The sequence below is a fragment of the Caulobacter sp. D5 genome (genome assembly GCF_003185805.1).
Classification (GTDB): Bacteria; Pseudomonadota; Alphaproteobacteria; order Caulobacterales; family Caulobacteraceae; genus Caulobacter.
The window spans coordinates 1-17,927 of sequence record NZ_QHJY01000415.1 but is presented as its reverse complement, the minus strand read 5'-3'; the positions used below and the strand labels follow the sequence as shown (position 1 = coordinate 17,927).

The following is a 17,927-nucleotide window of genomic DNA, read 5'->3' as shown; positions in this document are numbered from 1 at the left end:
AGAGAGAGGGTTCAGCGTATATGCACGAATCACCGGTATGTGAGGAACGTTCGTCAAGGCCGAGGGTTAAGGTGGCCCCATGGCTCGGCTCGGCATCACTCATGAGACCCGATACGCTTACGAGCGCCCGGTGGCGTTCGGGCCGCACCGGCTGCTGATCCGGCCGCGCGACAGCCACGCCATCCGCATCGTCGAGGCGTCGCTGGCGACCTCGCTGCCCGGCCAGACGCGGTGGAGCTACGACGCCAACGGCAACTGCGTCTGCACCTTCCAGCCGGAAGGCAAGGCCGACTTCCTGACCATCACCAGCCGCCTTGTCATCGACCGCTTTCCCGCGCCCCTGACCGACCAGGCCGTGGCCGACCCGCACACCGTCTCGCCGATTGTCTACGGCCGCGAAGACCGGGCGGTGCTGGACCCCTTCATCCGCCCCGCCACCGAGGACGCCGACCGGGTGATGCTGCGCTGGCTGCGCGAGCAGATGGAGCGGCCGGACGAGCCGGCGCTGGAGTTCCTGCTGCGGCTCAACTCCACCATCCACGACCAGTTCGAGTACCAGGCTCGCGCCGCCGAAGGCACCCAGAGCCCGGCCCTGACCGTGGCGCGCGGGGCGGGCACCTGCCGCGACTTCGCCTGGCTGATGGTCGAGGCGCTGCGGCGACTGGGCTACGCGGCCGTGTTCGCCACCGGCTACCTCTACAGCCCCTCGCATGGCGGCATGAGAGGGGCGGGGGCCACCCACGCCTGGTGCGAGGTGTTCCTGCCCGACCTCGGCTGGACCGAGTTCGATCCCACCAACGGCCTGGCGGAATCCGAGGACCTGATCCGGGTGGCGGCCACCCGCACCCCGGCCGAGGCCCTGCCGGTGTCGGGCACGGTGATCGGCGATCCGGGGCTTTCGGAACTCAGCGTGGTGGTCGACGTGCAGCAGCAGGACGCGCTGTGCGAAGCGGCATGACGAAGATCAACGACAAGCGCCGGCAAGGCGCGCAGGATGAGATTTGAGGCGGGAGGCGAGGCCATGATGACGAAGCCGTTCCAACACCAGAACCCGATGACCAACTACTGCATCCCCAAGTCCGAGCCCAAGGCCCAGCACGGCCAGAAGCCGGCCAAGGAATGCGTGGACCTGAAGGACGAGAAGCGCTCGTTCGAGCCGCGTCCGGGGCACTAGGTCACCGAAAAATCGTCATCCCGGGCGGAGGGCCGCGAAGCGGACCGCAGACCCGGGACCCAGAGGCCGGCGCACGGTGGCGGCCTCTGCGTGAGGCGCTCGATCTGACTGCTGCGCCCAGTCCCCTGGGTCCCGGCTCTCCGCTTCGCTACGGCCGGGATGACGAGCTTAGGGAGCGGATAGAGAAGGGCGTTCACCCCCGCCGCAGGATGAACTCCAGGTCCCGCACCTGGCCGACCGGGAAGAAGTACTCGCCGACCTTGGTGAAGCCCATGCGGCCGTAGAGGCGCTGGGCGCCGAAGTTCTCGGACCAGACGCCGATCCACAGGGGGCGCGGGCCGTCCTTTTCCAGCCAGTCCAGGACCGTGTTCAGCAGGCGTGAGCCGTTGCCGCCGCCCTGGTGGTCCTTCAGCACGTAGATTCGCTTCAGCTCGCCGTGGTCGGCCTGGACGTCCGGATGGGGCAGGTCGCAGGGACCGGCCAGGGCGTAGCCGATCGCCGTTCCGTCCTTCTCCAGGATCCAGCTGGCCTTGTCGGGGTCGGCGAGATCGCGCTGGGTGCGCTCGAGGCCGTAGGCGTAGGCCAGGAAGGCCGCCAGGTCCTCGGGAGGATAGAGGTGCGCGAAGGTCTCGGTGAAGGTGCGCGCCCCCAGGGCGGACAGGGTTTGCGCGTCTTCGGCGACGGCGCGGCGCAGGGTCGTGCTCATGGGCAGGTGATGCCTCGAAAAAGGCTGGGCGGACAAGCGCCCTCGCGCGTTTTCGAAAAGCGATTGGTCTTATGGCGACAGCCCGACAAACCGCCTAGGTAGGGGCCGCGCCGAACGTCGCTACCGGGCCGGAAGCCTGTCCTGCTTGGATGGAATCCATCCAAGCAGGATGAACAGGCTTCCTGTTGGTAAGCGAGAGCGCGTTAGGCGGCGAAACCGCAAACACTTTCGCCTAACGCGCTCTTGTCGACCGCGTGCTTGCCAAGCGCGCACGGGCATGTCATGACAACGTTGTCATAGGGTGGACGAAAAGTGACCAAGAAAAAGACCGAAGACGGCGAAACGGGCCGCGAGGTTTTGGTGCTGCTGGGCGGCGCCGGCGACCTGGCCCTGCGCATGCTCCTGCCATCGCTGTATTTCCTGGAAGTCGACCGGCTGCTGCCGCATGACCTGCGGATCTTCGGCGTGGCGCGCGGCGACCTCACCGGCGACAGCTACCGCCAGCTGGTGCGCGAGCACCTGGGCAAGCGCGCCAATGTGGAAGAGGCCGCCTGGGAGCGCCTGGCCGCCCGCCTCGACTATCTTCCGGTCGACATCACCAAGGAGGAAGGGGCCAAGGCCCTGGCCGACAAGATCGGCCCGCACGACTCGCTGGTGATCTTCTTCGCCGTTTCGCCCAGCCTCTATCCGTCGGCCTGCCAGGCGCTGCAGAGCGCGGGCCTGACCGGCCCCACGACGCGCCTGATCCTGGAAAAGCCGATCGGCCGCGACCTCGAAAGCTCCAAGATCACCAACGCCGCGGTCGGCGCCGTGGTCGACGAGAGCCAGATCTTCCGCATCGACCACTATCTGGGCAAGGAGACGGTCCAGAACCTGACGGCCCTGCGGTTCGCCAACGTGCTGTTCGAGCCGCTGTGGGACAACAAGTCGATCGACCACGTCCAGATCACGATCGCCGAGACCGAGAAGGTCGGCGACCGCTGGCCCTATTACGACGAGTACGGCGCCCTGCGCGACATGCTTCAGAACCACCTTCTGCAGCTGCTGTGCCTGGTGGCCATGGAGGCCCCGTCGGGATTCGACCCCGACGCCGTCCGCGACGAGAAGGTCAAGGTGCTGCGGTCCCTGCGGCCCTTCACCAAGGACAACGTGGCGCACGACACCGTCCGCGGCCAGTACGTGGCCGGGGTGGTCGAGGGCACGGCCCGGGCCGGCTATCTCGAAGAGGTGGGCAAGGGCTCCAAGACCGAGACCTTCGTGGCCATGAAGGTCGGCATCGACAACTGGCGCTGGGCGGGCGTTCCGTTCTTCCTGCGCACCGGCAAGAACCTGCCCGACCGCCGCACCCAGATCGTCGTGCAGTTCAAGCCCGTGCCGCACAACATCTTCGGCGCCGTGACCCAGGGCGAGATGCAGGCCAACCGCCTGGTCATCGACCTGCAGCCGGAAGAAGACATCTCGCTGAGCGTGATGACCAAGCGTCCGGGCCTGTCGGAAGAGGGCATGCGCCTGCAGTCGCTGCCGCTGTCGCTGAACATGGCCGCCCCGGGCAGCCGTCGCCGGATCGCCTACGAGAAGCTGCTGCTGGACGCCTTCCGTGGCGACCGCACCCTGTTCGTGCGTCGCGACGAGGTCGAGGCCGCGTGGCGGTTCGTGGACGGCGTGGCCAAGGCCTGGGCCGAAGCCAATATCGAGCCGGCGCCCTACGCCGCCGGCACCTGGGGTCCGGCCAGCGCCGCGTCGCTGATCGCGCCGCAGGGCCGCGCCTGGAAGTCGTGATGGGTACGCGCAACATGCCCAAGATCGAAGTCTTCCCGACCCGCGAGGCCCTGTACGACGCCGCAGCCTCGACGCTCGCCAACGCCCTGACCACCACGGTGGCGACCCACGGCAAGGCCGGGTTCGCCGCCACCGGCGGCTCCACGCCCGAGCCGGTCTACCAGCGCCTGGCCACCCTGACCCTGCCCTGGGACAAGGTGACCGTGACCCTGACCGACGAGCGCTTCGTGCCGCCGTCGGACCCGAGCAGCAACGAGGGCCTCGTGCGCCGCTCGCTGTTGCAGGGGGAGGCCGCCAAGGCGAGCTTCGCGCCGCTCTACGCCGACCCGGCCTCGCCGCAGGCCGCGGCCGAGGCGGCCGAGGCTGGCGTGGCCGAGGCCCTGCCGTTCGGCGTGACTCTGCTGGGCGTGGGGGGCGATGGCCACTTCGCCTCGCTGTTCCCCGGCAACCCGGTGCTGGAAGAGGGCCTGGACCTCGACGCCGAGCGCCTGGTGCTGGCCGTGCCGAAAGGCGAGCCGGCCCCCGACCTTCCGCGGATCAGCTTGACCTTCAAGGCGTTGATTCAGACGTCGCTGATCGTCCTGCTGGTCACCGGCCAGGCCAAGCGCGAACTGCTGGAAGGCGCGGTCGATCCGAGCCTGCCGGTGGCCAAGATTCTCGATCAGGACCGCGTGCCGGTCCGCATCCTCTGGGCGGAGTAGTCAGATGGCCCTCAATCCCGTCATCGCCGAAATCACCCAGCGGATCGTCGAGCGCAGCCGCCCGACCCGCGAGGCCTACATCGCCCAGATGGAGGCCGCCGCCCTGGCCCAGCCGGGTCGCGCCAAGCTGTCGTGCGCCAACTGGGCCCACGCCTTCGCCGCCTCGCCGGCGGCCGACAAGGTGCGGGCGCTGGATCCGAACGCGCCCAACCTGGGCATCGTCTCGGCCTATAACGACATGCTGTCGGCCCACCAGCCGCTGGAAGAGTATCCGGCGCTGATCAAGGAGGCCGCCCGCGAGGTCGGCGCCACGGCCCAGTTCGCCGGCGGCGTACCGGCCATGTGCGACGGCGTCACCCAAGGCCGTCCGGGCATGGAGCTGTCGCTGTTCTCGCGCGACGTCATCGCCATGGCCACGGCCGTCGCCCTGACCCACGACGCCTTCGACGCGGCCATGTATCTGGGCGTCTGCGACAAGATCGTGCCGGGCCTGGTGATTGGCGCCCTGGCCTTCAGCCACCTGCCGGCGGTGTTCGTGCCGGCCGGTCCGATGACCTCGGGCCTGCCCAATTCCGAGAAGGCCCGCATCCGTGCGCTCTACGCCGAGGGCAAGGTCGGCCGCGACGAACTGCTGGCCGCCGAGAGCGCCAGCTATCACGGCCCGGGCACCTGCACCTTCTACGGCACGGCCAACACCAACCAGATGCTGATGGAGCTGATGGGCCTGCACCTGCCGGGCTCGGCCTTCGTGCATCCCAACACCCCGCTGCGCAGCGCCCTGGTCAAGGAATCGGCCCGCCGCGTCGCCGCCGTCACCCATAAGGGCAACGACTGGATCCCGGTCGGCCGGGTGATCGACGAGAAGGCCGTGGTCAACGGCGTGGTCGGCCTGATGGCCACCGGCGGCTCGACCAACCTGGCTTTGCACATCGTGGCCATGGCCCGGGCGGCCGGGATCATCCTGACCCTGGAAGACCTGGACGACATCTCCAAGGCCGTGCCGCTGCTGGCCAAGGTCTATCCGAACGGCTCGGCCGACGTGAACCACTTCCAGGCCGCCGGCGGCATGGCCTTCGTGGTGCGCGAACTGTTGAAGGCCGGCATGGCCCACGAGGACGTGCTGACCATCGCCGGTCCCGGCCTGTCGAACTATCACCAGGAGCCCTACCTGGACGGCGACGAGCTGAAGTGGCGCGAAGGCCCGGAGACCTCGCTGGACGAGGCCATCCTGCGCCCGGTCGACAACCCCTTCAGCAAGGAAGGCGGCCTCAAGCTGCTGGCCGGGAACCTGGGGCGCGGCGTGATCAAGATCTCGGCCGTGAAGCCCGAGCACCATGTGATCACCGCGCCCGCCGCCGTGTTCCAGGAGCAGGAAGACTTCATCGCCGCCTTCAAGCGCGGCGAGCTGGAGCGCGACGTCGTCGTCGTGGTGCGCTTCCAGGGTCCTTCCGCGAACGGCATGCCCGAGCTGCACAACCTGTCGCCGTCGATCTCGGTGTTGCTGGATCGCGGCTTCAAGGTGGCGCTGGTCACCGACGGCCGCATGTCGGGCGCCTCGGGCAAGACGCCGGCCGCCATCCACGTGACGCCGGAAGCCGCCAAGGGCGGTCCGCTGGCCTACGTCCAGGACGGCGACGTGATCACCATGAACGCCGACACCGGCGAGCTTTTCATCCATGTGGACGAGGCTGAACTCCTCGCCCGCACGCCTGCACCAGTCCCGGCGTCCAAGCCGGGCTTCGGGCGCGAACTTTTCAGCTGGATGCGACACGGGGTCGGCGCCGCCGACGCCGGCGCGTCCGTGCTGTTTGCTTAAAGGGAACGGGAAACCCATGAACGGCGCCAACGCACACGGGCTGGGCCTGGTCGGGGACATCGGCGGCACCAACGCCCGCTTCGCCCTGGTCGATTTCGACGGCCCCGATCCCCGGCTGATCGAGCCCACCGCCTACAAGGGCGAGGACTACGACACGGCCGAGGACGCCATCGAGGACTATCTGGCCAAGGTGGGGGTCAAGCACCCCGACCAGGCCGTGGTCGCGGTGGCGGGCCCGATCGAGCATGGCGCCGTTCACTTCACCAACATCGACTGGCGCCTGTCGGAAGACAGCCTGCGCCGCACGGGCGGCTTCCGTAACGCCCGGCTGATCAACGACTTCACGGCCCAGGCCCTGGCCGCGCCGCGCCTGTCGCCCAAGGACCTGCGCCAGATCGGCCCGTTGCCGACCTCGGGCGAAGGGGATCTCGCCATCATCGGCCCGGGCACCGGCTTCGGCGCCGCCGGCATGGTGCGCCGCCACGGCTGCGACACCCCGCTGACCACCGAGGGCGGCCACATTTCGTTCGCCCCGGTCGACGACATCGAGATCGAGATCCTGCGCGGCCTGCAGGCCAAGTACGGCCGCGTGTCGGTCGAGCGGATCCTGGCCGGCCAGGGCATGGAGGACCTGCACGTCCTGCTGGCCCAGATCGAGGGCCGTCCCGTCGAGGAGCTGGCCGCCAAGGCGATCACCGAAGGCGCCGTGGCCGGCCGCGAATGCTGCAAGACTACGGTCGAGCGGTTCTGCGCCATCCTTGGCTCGACGGCGGGGGATCTGGCCCTGGCGCTGGGCGCGCGGGGCGGGGTGTTCATCGCCGGCGGCATCGCGCCCCGGATCGTCGACCTGCTGGAAGCCAGCGCCTTCCGCGAGCGCTTCGAGGCCAAGGGCCGCCTGTCGGACTATGTGAAGGCCATCCCGACCCACGTGATCCTGCATCCCCATACCGCCCTGATCGGGGCGGCGGTGGCGATGACGCCGGACGGCCAGGCGTCGATTTCGTAGGGTTTCTTCTCTCCGAGCACCCCCGCGCAGGCGGGGGTCCAAGCTGGCTTTCAGGATGTGGCGAGGCCGCGGATCGACCCGCGGATTCGGCTTGGATCCCCGCCTTCGCGGGGAACTTTCGGGGTAGGGGCGGTCTCTTGGCGAGAGCCCCGAACCGCCGTTTTCAGCAGCCCCGTCCAAAAAGGGGTCGCCTTGACAAGGTTGTCATGGCCTGTTGTCTCGCTTGAAGGCTGAATCACGCCGCGCGAGGCCCTTACTTGAACGCCAAGGTTACGATCCACGACGTCGCCCGCCTGTCGGGCGTATCGATCAAGACCGTGTCGCGGGTGCTCAACCGCGAGCCCAACGTCAAGGCCGACACCCGCGACCGGGTGCAGGAGGCGGTGGCGTCGCTGAACTATCGGCCCAACATCTCGGCCCGCAGCCTGGCGGGTTCGAAGGCCTATCTGATCGGCGTGTTCTTCGACAACCCGAGTCCCGCCTACGTCACCGACGTGCAACTGGGGGCGATCGGACGGTGTCGGACGGAGGGCTATCACCTGATCGTCGAGCCGCTCGATTCCACTGGCGACATCGAGGAGCAGGTGGAGCCGATGCTGGCCACCCTGCGCATGGACGGGGTGATCCTGACGCCGCCGGTCTGCGACAACGCCCGGGTGCTGGCCGTGCTGGACAGCGAAGGGGTTCCGTATGTGCGGCTGTCGCCGGACAAGGATCTCGACCGCTCGGCCTATGTGCGCATGGACGATGTGGCCGCCGCCTATGACATGACGGCCCACCTGATCAAGCTGGGCCACAAGGACATCGCCTTCATCAAGGGCCACCCCGACCACGGCGCGGCACACCTGCGCTACGACGGCTACGCCAAGGCCATGGCCGACCACGGCCTGACTGTGCGGGAGGACCGCGTGGCCCAGGGCTACTTCTCGTTCCGCTCGGGCTTCGAGGCGGCCGAGACCCTGCTGGCGGGCGACGACCGGCCGACGGCGATCTTCGCCTCCAACGACGACATGGCCCTGGGCGTGATGGCCGTGGCCAACCGCCTGCGCCTGAATGTGCCCGAGACCCTGTCGGTGGCCGGCTTCGACGACACCCCCGGCGCCAAGGTCGTCTGGCCGCAGCTGACCACCGTGCGCCAGCCGATCCAGGCCATGGCGGCGGCGGCGGCCGACCTGCTGCTCAGCGGCGACCTGAAGGGCGAGGAGGGGGCTCCGCCGCCCTCGCGCCTGCTCGACTTCGAGCTGGTGGTCCGGGAGTCGACCGGCCCGGCGGCGGGCTGAAGCTCAACCGTCAGGCGCGCGCTCTACAGAGATTTCTCGTATCACGCTCGAATCGCGCCTGGGTCGGATTCGACCTTCCAAGACCAATCGAGAGCACGGCAGTAGCCGGTGCAACATTGCGCAAAAATATCGGGACGCTACTTTTCCGATTACCGTGTCTGATCTTTCCAGGATCACGCGTTTCCATCTCTCTAGCTGACTAGATTTCGGGCGCCAAAGGTGTGGCCGCGCGGACAATGTTCGCTGAAATCAGCCTTCATCGTATACCGTTTATTGAATCCGATATTCCGCCGTTCCACCATTTCCCCAGGCGCCCCGGGAGCGGGCGTTACAGCAATGGGGAACTAAATGAAGCTGCGCTATCGACGAGGCGTTCTGGGCCTCGGAATCCTGGCCAGCGCCAGCGCCATAGCGCTGACGGCCGCCGCCCAAACCACCACCTCAGGCAGTCCCGACGAACCGGCCGAGGTGGAGCAGATCGTCGTCACCGGCTCGCGGATCCGCCAGCCGAACCTGACCTCGATCAGCCCGCTGACCAGCATCGGCAAGGACGAGATCGCCAAGCAGGGCGTCACCAATGTCGAGACGATGCTCAACAGCCTGCCGCAGGTGACCTCGGGCTACACCTCGGCGACGTCGAACGGCGCGACCGGCACGGCCTCGGTCGACCTGCGCGGCCTGGGGGCGGCCCGCACCCTGGTGCTGATGGACGGCCGGCGCCTGGTGCCCGGCGACCCGACCTTCCCGGTCGCCGACCTCAACACGGTTCCCGCGGCGCTGGTCGAGCGCGTCGACGTGGTGACCGGCGGGGCCTCGGCGGTCTACGGCTCGGACGCCGTGGCCGGGGTCGTCAACTTCATCATGAAGCACGACCTGGAGGGGGTGAAGCTGAACGCCTCGGTCAGCTTCAACAACCACCACAACAACGATTCCGCCGAGCGCGCGCTGCTCGATTCCAGCGGCTACACCAAGCCCGACGAGTGGGTGAACGACGGCTTCGTCTATGACTACAACATCGCCGCCGGCTTCAACACGCCCGACGACAAGGGCAATCTGACGGTGTTCGGCGGCTACCGGCAGTCGTCGGCGGTGACGCAGGACAGCCGCGACTACTCGGCCTGCTCGATCTCCAACGCCGGAACGAGCCCGGCCTGCGTCGGCTCGTCCAACGCCGCCACCGGCTTCTTCAACATCGGCGGCACGCGCTACACGACCACCAGCAGCGGCACGTTCCGGGCCTACACCTCGGCCGACGCCTTCAACTTCGGCCCGTACAACTACCTGCAGCGCTCGGACAAGCGCTACACCCTGGGCGAGTTCGCCCACTACGAGGTCAATCCCAAGGCCGACGTCTATCTCGACACCACCTTCGTCGAGGACAAGACGACCGCCCAGATCGCGCCGGCCGGCCTGTGGCGCGGCACCGAATACACGATCAACTGCGACAACCCGCTGATGTCGGACCAGCAGAAGGGCATCCTCTGCGGATCGACCACCTCGACCGACAGCGTCACCATGAGCGACCTGGGCTATCGCCTGACAGCGGGCGGGCCGCGCCAGTACACGCTGAAGCACCGCAGCTATCGCGGCACGCTGGGCGTTCGCGGCGATCTCAACGACGCCTGGTCGTACGACAACTACATCCAGTACAGCCGGGCCGAGTTCGCCCAGCGCACGGTCGGCGAATACTCGACGGCGCGGATCAACAACGCCCTGCAGGTGGTCAACGTCAACGGCGTGGCGACCTGCAAGTCCGTCGTCGACGGCACCGACCCGTCGTGCGTGCCGCTGGACATCTTCACGGTCGGCAACGTCAGCGACGCGGCCCTGGCCTATATCGGCGCGGTCAGCACCACCGGCGGCTCGACCACCGAGTCGATCGCCAGCGGCTCGCTGAGCGGCGACCTGACCGGCTATGGGATCAAGAGCCCCTGGGCGAGCCACGGCGTGGGCGTGGCCCTCGGCGCGGAATATCGTCGCCAGACCCTGAACTACACCGCCGACGAGGTGGCCCAGGAAGCCGGCACCGTGCCGGTCAAGGGCGCCTTCAACGTCGGCGAAGTGTTCGGCGAGCTGCGCGCGCCGCTGCTGTCGGACATGCCGTTCGTCAAGGCGCTGGACTTCGAGACCGGCTACCGCTGGTCCAACTACAGCACCGCCGGCGAGACCCAGAGCTACAAGTTCGGCCTGACCTGGAGCCCCGACGACCAGGTGCGGGTGCGCGCCAGCTACAACCGCGCCGTCCGCGCGCCGAACATCCTCGAGCTCTACACCCCGCAGGGCATCGGCCTGTTCGGTGGTTCGGACCCCTGCGCCGGCACCAGCCCGACGGCGACCCTGACCCAGTGCCAGGCGACCGGCGTCACCGCCGCCCAGTACGGCACCGGCGTGATCAGCGAATGCCCCTCCAGCCAGTGCAACGAGCTCTATGGCGGCAACGAGGAACTGAAGCCCGAGAAGGCCGACACCAAGTCGATCGGCGTGGTGCTGACCCCGGCCTTCCTGCCGCGCTTCAGCCTGTCGCTGGACTGGTACGACATCAAGGTCACCGACGTGATCGGCGGCATCTCGCCGACCGTGATCCTCAGCCAGTGCCTGACCACCGGCGCGGACTACTTCTGCAAGCTGATCCACCGCTCCAGCAGCGGCTCGCTGATCGGCACCGACGGCTACATCGTCAGCACCAACCTCAACACCGGCTACCTGTGGACCAGCGGCGTCGACATCAACGCCAACTACTCGGTCGAACTGCCGGCGATGGGCGGCCGCGAGTGGGGCGGGCTGAAGTTCGAGCTGACCGGCGGCTATCGCGACAAGTACCGCACCGAGCCGCTGCCGGGCCTGGGCAGCTATGACTGCAAGGGCCTGTACGGCCCGACCTGCGGCCTGCCGCAGCCGGCCTGGCGCCACAACTTCCGCACCACCTGGGAAACCCCGTGGAAGGACGTCGAGCTGTCTCTGGCCTGGCGCTACATCGGAAGCTCGAAGCTCGACATGAACACGTCGGATCCGTTCCTGACGGGCGGCGACGGCTTCTATGACGCCCTCGACGCCAAGATCGAGGCCTACAACTACTTCGACCTCACCACGAGCTTCAAGGTGAAGGGCAACACCGTGCGGGTGGGGGTCAACAACCTGTTCGACAAGGATCCGCCCGTCCTCGACAGCTCCGGCTACGGCGTCTCCAGCGCGCCGTACGGCAACGCCAACACCTATCCGGGCATGTACGACTCGCTGGGTCGCCACGTGTTCATCGCCCTGTCGGCCGATTTCTAGCCCGGTCGCCAGCCCGTCGCGGACGCTTGCCTGTCCGTGACGGTGGACGCCCCGGCGCCTCGTGCGCCGGGGCGTTTCTTTTTTCAGGGCAGGGCGAGCGTCGCGCCACCTTGTGGTGCAAGGGCTGACGGATTTAGCGGATAAGTAGTACAATTACGGAAAGCGAATTTTGTTACGCGATTGACAGCGTTGTCCATTGACAGCGCTGTCGCATTACTCATAGGTTGCAGTCGCCGGCTCCCCAGAAGGGCCGGAGAACAAGGGAGGATGCGCAAGGCATCCCGAAAACTTGGCGAACTCACTGCGTCGACGCTGTCGGCGGAGATCGGCTCTCTGCGGCCGCAATCTAGGGGAATGCTCATGATTTCGAAGACTTACGCGACCAGGGCCGCGCTGATGGCGGCGGCCTCCACGGTCGTTCTGCTGAGTGCGGGCCAGGCCTTGGCCCAGACCGCGGCCACCGATGCGGCGGCTCCGGCCGCGGCGCAAGAACCATCAGAAGTTGAGGCTGTGATCGTCACCGGCTTCCGCGCCTCGCTGCAAAGCGCGCTGAACGCCAAGAAGAACTCGAACCTGATCATCGAGTCGGTCACCGCCGAGGACATGGGCAAGTTCCCCGACCAGAACATCGCCGAGTCGCTGCAGCGCCTGCCCGGCGTGCAGATCGACCGCGAGAACGGCCAGGGCACCAAGGTCCGCATCCGCGGCCTCGACCAGAACGTCACGGTGCTGAACAACGACATCTTCGTGTCGGGCCTGGAGCTCTTCCGCCTGGGCGAGGGCAAGACCAAGCAGACCAACTCGCTGGAAGGCATTCCGTCTGAACTGATCGGCGGTGTCGACGTCTACAAGTCGCCCGACGCCTCGCTGCTGGAAGGCGGTCTGGGCGGCGTGGTCAACCTGAAGACCCGCAACGCCCGGTCCCTGCGCGACGACGTGACGATCGCCGGCGACCTGCGCGGCAACAAGGCCGGCGACACCGACTGGAACCCGACTGGTTCGCTGGTGCTGGGCTACAAGTTCAGCGATCGCTTCGCCGTGCTGGGCACGATCTCGTACGACAAGACCGAGATCCACACCGACGTGCTGGGCGGCGAGAACCGCGGCGGCTGGGCGTTCAACGACCGGCCGGTGGTCGGCGGCGGGACCCTCGACGTGTGGTCGCCGGAATACCGCTACGCCACCTATCGCGACCAGGAGCGCGAACGCCTCGGCGCCTCGGTGAACCTGGACTTCGCTCTGACCGACTCGGTGCAGCTGACGGCCGACTGGTTCCACTCGGACCTGAAGATCAAGACCAGCGAAGCCTCGATCAAGTTCCCGTTCGCCAACGAGAACGCCACCTACGCCACGGGCGCGACCGTCGACGGCGACGGCGTGCTGCAAAGCGGCACGGTCACCGCCAACTCAGCCGAGGGCACCTCGTACTTCCAGGACGCCGAGGCCAAGACCGACAACTTCCAGTTCGCCCTGAACTGGGACAACGGCGGGCGGCTGAGCGGCAGCGTGCGCGCGGCCTACTCGACCGCCGACTACACCAGCGCCAGCGCCAACAACGACGTGCGCTACACCCAGTACACGGTGCGCAACGGCACTTCGGCGGGTCTGGTGCCCAACGCCACGGCTCCGGCGACCTTCACCTTCAGCTACGCCAACGGCGACAATCCGAAGTTCACCCCGGCCAATCCGGCCCAGTTCACCACGCCGTCGAGCGTGTTCGCCAAGTCGCACTGGGTGTTCGGTGAAGACACCCAGATCGACAACACCTCGATCCGCGGCGACCTGAAGTTCCGTCCCGAGTTCGGCGAGAGCGGCAACCTGGTGCTGAGCGCCGGCGCCCGCTACGCCGAGCGCAAGATCGACTCCGAGTTCTGGCAGCTGCTGGCCGACTATTCGGTCAAGGGCGAGCTGAACGCCCACGCCCTGGGGCTGGGCGACTGGACGCCCTACGGCTACTTCCAGGACGGGGCCATCGGCTACGCCTCGTGTAACCTGCCGGTGGGCACCCCCGGGCGTCCGACCTGTTCGGCGGGCGGCCGCTTCGGCGACTCGCCGGCCCTGATCACGCCCTACCAGACCGCGGCGACCAATCCCGAGCGCTTCGAGACCCTGACGGTGGGCGGCATAACCGCGCTGTTCCAGAACCGCAGCCAGATGAGCAACCCGGTCGCCTGGCTCTCGAACCTCTATTCCTCGACGCCGTTCAAGAAGTTCGTCGACCCGATCCAGTCTTTCCGGATCAAGGAAAAGACCACCACCGGCTACGCCATGGCCGACCTGGGCGGCCGCGACGACCGCTATCACGTCAACGCCGGCGTCCGCGTGGTCCGCACCGAGCTGAACATCGACTCCAGCGACACCCCGGCCTCGCCCTGGTACTGGGGCACCGACAGCTGGAACGGCGTCATCGCCAATCCTGACTCGATCAAGACGACGCGCGAATATACCGACGTCCTGCCCAGCGCGAGCGCGGTGTTCGACATCAACGATACCGACAAGGTGCGCGTCTCGGCGGCCCGCGTCGTCTCCCGCCAGGACCTGTTCCAGCTGGGGCAGGGCGCGTCCTACAACTACACCCGCAGCACCACGCCGGGGCCGAACCAGGACCGCTTCCTCTATACCAACGGCAGCGGCGGCAACACGCAGCTCGACCCGTACCGCGCCTCGCAGTTCGACATCGCCTACGAGCGCTATTTCGGCGCCAGCGGCATCGTGTCGGGGGCGTTCTTCTACAAGAGCGTCGACTCGTTCATCCAGGACGAGACCGCGCCGCGCACCGTGGCCGACGGGTCGGTCGAGGGCGCGACCCTGGGCATCTTCACCCAGCCGATCAACGGCGAGGGCGGCACGATCAAGGGTATCGAACTGGCGGCTCAGTACGCCTTCGAGAACGGGTTCGGCTTCAACGCCAACTACACCTACTCCGACTCCGAGACCGACAAGTCGAACGACTACGACAGCAACCTGCCGATCCCGGGCGTCGCCAAGCACGCCTTCAACCTGCAGGGCTACTACGAAGGTCACGGCTTCGAGGCCCGGGTGTCCTACGCCTGGCGCGACAAGAGCTACCAGGGCGACTTCTCGTTCGGCTCGGGGACCGACACCCACAGGCTGGGCACCTGGGAGCGGGCGTATGGCCAGCTCGACGCCCAGGTCGGCTATGCGGTGACCCCCGCGATCAAGATCGTGCTGGAGGGCATCAACCTGACCGAGGAGCCCACCGGCCGCTACCTGCAGTGGGAGAACCTGCCGTTCCGCTACGCCACCGGCGACCGCCGGATCGTGCTGGGCGCGCGGTTCAAGCTGGGCCTCTAGACCACCCTGCGCCGGCGGCGGGCTGCAAGCCGCCGCCGGCGTTCTTTTCTGTCTTCCAAGAGCGAGCGGGAGAGGGCGGCATGGATCGCGCGATCGGCTCCATCGCCATTCTGGGCGGCGGCACGGCGGGCTGGATGGCCGCGGCCGTCCTGGCCCAGGTGCTGCGCGGGACGGGAACCTCGATCACCCTGGTCGAGAGCGCCGACATCCCGACCGTGGGAGTGGGCGAGGCCACCATCCCGCCGATCGTCGACTTCCTGCGGCTGCTGGAGATCGACCAGGCCGAGTTCATGGTCGCCACCGAGGGCACCTTCAAGCTCGGCATCCGCTTCGACGACTGGACCACGCCCGGCGAGCGCTACTGGCATCCGTTCGGGACCTTCGGCCCCACGATCGACCGGCGGCCCTTTCACAACATGTGGCACAGGCTGCGGGCGGCGGGCGATGATCCCCGCGTCGAGGCCTACAGCCTGTCGGCCGCCCTGGGCGACGCCGGCAGGATGGCCTTCGCCGATCCCCGGGCCGGGGGCGTGGGGCCGAGCGGCGGCCTGCGCCACGCTCTGCATTTCGACGCCGGCCTGGTGGCGCGCTTCCTGCGGACTTGGTCGGAGCGCCGCGGCGTCACGCGTCTGGAGCGCAAGGTCGAGGGCGCGGTGCTGCGCGATGACGGCTTCGTCGAGGCCCTGGCCCTGAAGGGCGGCGGCCATCTGGCGGCCGATCTCTTCATCGACTGCAGCGGCTTTCGCGGCGTGCTGATCGAGGAGGCGCTGAAGACCGGCTACGAGGACTGGAGCCGCTGGCTGCCTTGCGACCGGGCGGTGGCCGGCCTGACGGCGCGGGACCCGAACCCGCCGCCCTTCACCCAGGCCGCGGCGCGGCCGGCCGGCTGGCGCTGGCGGATCCCGCTGCGCCATCGCACCGGCAACGGCTATGTCTATTCCAGCGCCCATGTCGGCGACGACGAGGCCCTGGCCGATCTTGCCCGCGAGGCCGGGCCGCTGCTGTCGGAGCCGCGCTTCCTGCGGTTCAAGGGCGGGCGGCGCAAGGCGTTCTGGAGCCGCAACGTCGTGGCCCTGGGCCTGGCCTCGGGCTTCCTGGAGCCGCTGGAGTCGACCAGCATCCACTTCGTGACCAGCGGCCTGATGAAGCTGCTCGACCACTTCCCCGACAAGGATTTCGACCCGGCCAACATCGCCGCCTACAACGCCGCCCTGATCGCCGAGTACGAGGCCGCGCGCGACTTCATCGTGCTGCACTACCAGCCGACCCGCCGCGACGAGCCGTTCTGGCGCGAGCGGGCGGCGGCGATCCCCGACACCCTGGCCGAGCGGCTGGAGCTCTATCGCGGCACGGGCCGCATTCCGTTCCGGCCAGGCGAGCTCTTCACCGACCTGTCGTGGTTCTACGTGCTGGAGGGGATGGGCGTGCGGCCGGCGGCTTATGACCCGCTAGTGAACTTCTCCAACCTCGCCGAAACGAGGGCCGGGCTGGTCGGCTGGCGGGGCAGGGTGGCGCAGGGCGTGGCCGAGGCGGCGACCCATGAGGCGGTGCTCGACGCCATCGCCGCGCGGGCCCGGCCGGCGGCTTGAACAGCGAAAAGACGATCCTGGAGCGAGGCTTCCATGACAGTCAAAAGAGGATGGACAGCGCTGTCAATTCATGGTGTCTGGCTCATGTGACCGCTATCGCCGAACGCCTCGACAGGCTCTGGGCGCGGCGGATCGAAAAGAAACAAGGGAAGGAAACCGTTGGGGCCGTGCGGCGCGAAACCGCGCCCGGTCCTCCTGAGTGCATCGTCTTCATCCCGCTCCAGCGCCGACGCCCTCCGTCGGTGGGGATGACGCCCGACGGCCGCCGGTCCCCCCCGGTCGTCGGGCGGACCTCTGGAGACCCCTCCTGCAAGGGGTTGCTCCCACTGCGGCGCGGCGGATCCGCCGCGCCGTTCTTTTCCGCTTTCCAGTCTCTCGATCCAGGGGCCCCGCCATGAACCTTCGTCGCCTGCTTCTTCGCGCCTCGCTGCCGGCCCTGGCCGCCGGTCTGGCCTTGCCCGTGCTGGCCCAGCCCCTGATCGCGACCACGCCGCAGACGACCGCCCACCCCGAGGCCTGGCCCGCGGCCAAGAGCCCGGCCAGCATCACCGACGCCAGGACCGAAGCCTTCATCACCGACCTGATGAAGAAGATGAGCGTCGAGGAGAAGGTCGGCCAGACGATCCAGGGCGACATCGCCTCGATGACCCCGGCGGACCTGGCGACCTATCCGCTGGGCTCGATCCTGGCCGGCGGCAACTCGGCGCCCGACGGCAACGACCGCGCCACGCCCAAGGCCTGGACCGACCTGATCGACGCCTACCGCAAGGAGGCCCTGGCCAAGCGTCCGGGCCGCACGCCGATCCCGCTGCTGTTCGGCATCGACGCCGTGCACGGCCACAACAACATCGTCGGGGCGACGATCTTCCCGCACAACGTCGGCCTGGGCGCGATGCGCGACCCGGCCCTGATTGAGCGCATCGGCCAGGCGACCGCCGAAGAAGTGGCCGTGGCCGGCGGCGACTGGACCTTCGGCCCGACGGTGGCCGTGCCCCGCGACGACCGCTGGGGCCGCTCCTACGAAGGCTATGGCGAGGATCCGGAGATCGTCGCCAGCTATTCGGGGCCGATGACCCAGGGCCTGCAAGGCAAGCTCGTTCCCGGCAAGCCGATCGCGCCGGGCCGCATCGCCGGCAGCGCCAAGCATTTCCTCGCCGACGGCGGCACCCATGACGGCCGCGACCAGGGCGACGCCCTGATCTCCGAGCAGGAACTCGTTTCCGTCCACGCCCAGGGCTATCCGCCCAGCATCGACGCCGGCATCCTGACGGTGATGGCCTCGTTC

The 17,927-nt window shown here is 68.1% G+C and carries 12 protein-coding genes and 1 pseudogene; 11 read left to right on the top strand and 2 right to left on the bottom strand.

The window, feature by feature from the left end:
- Positions 1–79: 79 nt before the first annotated feature.
- Positions 80–958: a transglutaminase family protein gene (locus tag DMC18_RS22560; protein WP_110119358.1), complete on the top strand. Its 879-nt coding sequence runs from the start codon at positions 80–82 to the stop codon at positions 956–958.
- 66 nt (positions 959–1,024) lie between these two features.
- The gene (locus tag DMC18_RS26685) at positions 1,025–1,174 is read left to right on the top strand and encodes a hypothetical protein (protein WP_199232610.1); all 150 of its coding nucleotides are present in this window, start codon (positions 1,025–1,027) and stop codon (positions 1,172–1,174) included.
- A gap of 15 nt (positions 1,175–1,189) precedes the next feature.
- Here DMC18_RS26685 and DMC18_RS27355 read toward each other — a convergent pair.
- Both DMC18_RS27355 and DMC18_RS22555 read right to left on the bottom strand, forming a co-directional pair.
- Positions 1,190–1,342: pseudogene (locus DMC18_RS27355) on the bottom strand (hypothetical protein); the annotation flags it as partial.
- A gap of 25 nt (positions 1,343–1,367) precedes the next feature.
- Positions 1,368–1,880 (bottom strand): GNAT family N-acetyltransferase, encoded by a 513-nt coding sequence (locus DMC18_RS22555; RefSeq protein ID WP_110119357.1) that lies wholly within the window; start codon positions 1,878–1,880, stop codon positions 1,368–1,370.
- 312 nt (positions 1,881–2,192) lie between these two features.
- Here DMC18_RS22555 and zwf point away from each other — a divergent pair, with 312 nt between their 5' ends.
- The 9 genes from zwf to DMC18_RS22510 all read left to right on the top strand — a co-directional run.
- The gene (gene zwf, locus DMC18_RS22550; protein ID WP_110119356.1) at positions 2,193–3,659 is read left to right on the top strand and encodes a glucose-6-phosphate dehydrogenase; all 1,467 of its coding nucleotides are present in this window, start codon (positions 2,193–2,195) and stop codon (positions 3,657–3,659) included.
- A complete protein-coding gene (gene pgl, locus DMC18_RS22545; protein WP_370444011.1) occupies positions 3,659–4,360 on the top strand; it encodes a 6-phosphogluconolactonase in 702 nt (233 codons plus the stop codon). The genes zwf and pgl overlap by 1 nt, the downstream gene beginning before the upstream one ends.
- A gap of 4 nt (positions 4,361–4,364) precedes the next feature.
- Positions 4,365–6,176: a phosphogluconate dehydratase gene (edd, locus tag DMC18_RS22540; protein ID WP_110119355.1), complete on the top strand. Its 1,812-nt coding sequence runs from the start codon at positions 4,365–4,367 to the stop codon at positions 6,174–6,176.
- 16 nt (positions 6,177–6,192) lie between these two features.
- Positions 6,193–7,182 (top strand): glucokinase, encoded by a 990-nt coding sequence (gene glk, locus DMC18_RS22535; RefSeq protein WP_110119354.1) that lies wholly within the window; start codon positions 6,193–6,195, stop codon positions 7,180–7,182.
- A gap of 257 nt (positions 7,183–7,439) precedes the next feature.
- Complete coding sequence (locus DMC18_RS22530; RefSeq protein ID WP_110119353.1) at positions 7,440–8,462, top strand: LacI family DNA-binding transcriptional regulator; 1,023 nt, start codon at positions 7,440–7,442, stop codon at positions 8,460–8,462.
- Positions 8,463–8,810: 348 nt separating this feature from the next.
- Positions 8,811–11,738, top strand: a complete 2,928-nt coding sequence (locus DMC18_RS22525; RefSeq protein ID WP_110119352.1) for a TonB-dependent siderophore receptor — start codon at positions 8,811–8,813, stop codon at positions 11,736–11,738.
- A 360-nt stretch (positions 11,739–12,098) separates the two neighbouring features.
- Positions 12,099–15,053 (top strand): TonB-dependent receptor, encoded by a 2,955-nt coding sequence (locus DMC18_RS22520; RefSeq protein WP_110133326.1) that lies wholly within the window; start codon positions 12,099–12,101, stop codon positions 15,051–15,053.
- 80 nt (positions 15,054–15,133) lie between these two features.
- On the top strand, positions 15,134–16,642 hold the full coding sequence (locus tag DMC18_RS22515) for a tryptophan halogenase family protein (protein ID WP_110133325.1): 1,509 nt from the start codon (positions 15,134–15,136) through the stop codon (positions 16,640–16,642).
- Positions 16,643–17,036: 394 nt separating this feature from the next.
- On the top strand, positions 17,037–17,927 hold an 891-nt coding region (locus tag DMC18_RS22510; RefSeq protein WP_146218174.1), incomplete at its 3' end, for a glycoside hydrolase family 3 protein.

Excerpts from the sequence above, each read along its gene's own strand:
- DMC18_RS22525 (WP_110119352.1), top strand. The coding sequence starts at position 8,811 with ATGAAGCTGCGCTATCGACGAGGCGTTCTGGGCCTCGGAATCCTGGCC.
- DMC18_RS22555 (WP_110119357.1), bottom strand. The coding sequence starts at position 1,880 with ATGAGCACGACCCTGCGCCGCGCCGTCGCCGAAGACGCGCAAACCCTG.
- DMC18_RS22560 (WP_110119358.1), top strand. The coding sequence starts at position 80 with ATGGCTCGGCTCGGCATCACTCATGAGACCCGATACGCTTACGAGCGC.
- edd (WP_110119355.1), top strand. The coding sequence starts at position 4,365 with ATGGCCCTCAATCCCGTCATCGCCGAAATCACCCAGCGGATCGTCGAG.
- DMC18_RS26685 (WP_199232610.1), top strand. The coding sequence starts at position 1,025 with ATGACGAAGCCGTTCCAACACCAGAACCCGATGACCAACTACTGCATC.
- DMC18_RS22515 (WP_110133325.1), top strand. The coding sequence starts at position 15,134 with ATGGATCGCGCGATCGGCTCCATCGCCATTCTGGGCGGCGGCACGGCG.
- DMC18_RS22520 (WP_110133326.1), top strand. The coding sequence starts at position 12,099 with ATGATTTCGAAGACTTACGCGACCAGGGCCGCGCTGATGGCGGCGGCC.
- glk (WP_110119354.1), top strand. The coding sequence starts at position 6,193 with ATGAACGGCGCCAACGCACACGGGCTGGGCCTGGTCGGGGACATCGGC.
- pgl (WP_370444011.1), top strand. The coding sequence starts at position 3,659 with ATGGGTACGCGCAACATGCCCAAGATCGAAGTCTTCCCGACCCGCGAG.